Raw genomic sequence first — 1,618 nt, 5'->3', positions numbered from 1 at the left:
CTCCCGGCCGAGCAGCACGGTTGTCCCGGCCGGGATCGGCCCCTCGCCGGGCGCGGTGGCCACGGCCGCGACCCGGCCGCCGGTCACCGCGACCTCGACCACCCGGGCCGCGCCGCTCACCGCCCGCTGCCGGGGGTACGACCCCCAGAGCGGGGTGAAGACGCCGATGCCGTTCGGCTGGACCATGTTGTTGAACGGGGTCAGCGGAACCGGTCCGGCCGGCAGCGTGGCGGTGCCCTCGAAGCCGACCTGGATGACCCGACCCAGCCCCTCGGCGCTGATCGCGGCGGCGTTCGGGTGCCCGGCGACCGGCGACTGGATCAGGTCGCCGGAGCGGATGCCGATGCCCTGGGCCGCACCCGAGTTGTTGATGTCGAAGAAGTCGCCGTTGACGGCGGCGACCGCGCGGGAGCGGTCCACCGCGGCGCGCAGCGGCTCGTCCCGGGTGACCGTGCCGGAGTTGACGTAGTCGACGGTGACGCCGCCGGAGAGGTCGGCGGTGAGCGCGTCGGCGCGCAGCCAGCCCTCGGCGTCGTACCGGTCGAAGGAGGTGAGGTCGAGCCCGGGAGCGACCGGGCGGGTGCTCTTCGCGATCTCCAGGCCGCCGGCCGGGGCGGAGGAGGCGGCGGGGGCGTCCTCGGCGGCGGTGCGGAGGTCGCCGGCGGGTGCCGCGAGGCCGGCCGGGGCCGGTCCGGGAAGGCTGAGCAGCGGCGTCAGCAGCAGGACGCCGACGAGACGGGCGGATCGTCTGCGGATTCGCATGGACGACAGTCAACCCGACGCTGCATAGAAGTTTCAATACCCGACGGCTTAACCGAAGGAAAACTTCACGCCGGCCCTCGGGTACGACGAAGGGCACGGCCGTGACGGCCGTGCCCTTCGTTCGTGTCCTACCGGGGCGGTGTCACTCCCCCGGCGTCGACTTCGCGATCTGCATCAGGAACTCGATGTTGGTGCGGGACTGCTTGAGGCGGTCCAGCAGCAGGTCGAGCGCCGCCTGCGAGTCCAGCGAGTGCAGCACCTTGCGGAGCTTGTGGATGATCGCCAGCTCCTCCGGCGCGAGCAGGACCTCCTCCTTGCGGGTGCCGGAGGGGTTGATGTCGATCGCCGGGAAGACCCGCTTGTCGGCGATCTTCCGGTCCAGCTTGAGCTCGGCGTTACCGGTGCCCTTGAACTCCTCGAAGATGACCGTGTCCGCCATGGACCCGGTCTCCACCAGCGCGGTGGCGAGGATGGTCAGCGAGCCGCCGTTCTCGATGTTGCGGGCCGCACCGAGGAACCGCTTCGGCGGGTAGAGCGCGGTGGAGTCGATACCACCCGACATGATCCGGCCGCTTGCCGGCGCCGCCAGGTTGTACGACCGACCGAGCCGGGTCACCGAGTCGAGCAGCACGACGACGTCGTGCCCCAGCTCGACCAGGCGCTTCGCCCGCTCGATCGCCAACTCCGCCACCGTGGTGTGGTCCTGCGGCGGACGGTCGAACGTGGCCGCGATGACCTCGCCCTTCACCGACCGCTGCATGTCGGTGACCTCTTCCGGCCGCTCGTCGACCAGCACCACCATCAGGTGGCACTCCGGGTTGTTGCGGGTGATCGCGTTCGCGATCGCCTGCAGCAC

At 71.2% G+C, this 1,618-nt stretch carries 1 protein-coding gene and 1 pseudogene; both read right to left on the bottom strand.

What is annotated here, in order from left to right; all coding sequences use genetic code 11:
• Positions 1–762: pseudogene (locus JNW87_RS38505) on the bottom strand (multidrug transporter); the annotation flags it as partial.
• Between the two features lie 142 nt (positions 763–904).
• Positions 905–1,618, bottom strand: a 714-nt coding sequence (gene rho / locus JNW87_RS38500) for a transcription termination factor Rho (RefSeq protein ID WP_238455449.1), incomplete at its 5' end; no start/stop codon positions are given.

Source organism: Micromonospora sp. ATA51, assembly GCF_016802855.1.
Lineage (GTDB): Bacteria > Actinomycetota > Actinomycetes > Mycobacteriales > Micromonosporaceae > Micromonospora > Micromonospora sicca.
This window is presented reverse-complemented; position numbering and strand designations above follow the sequence as displayed.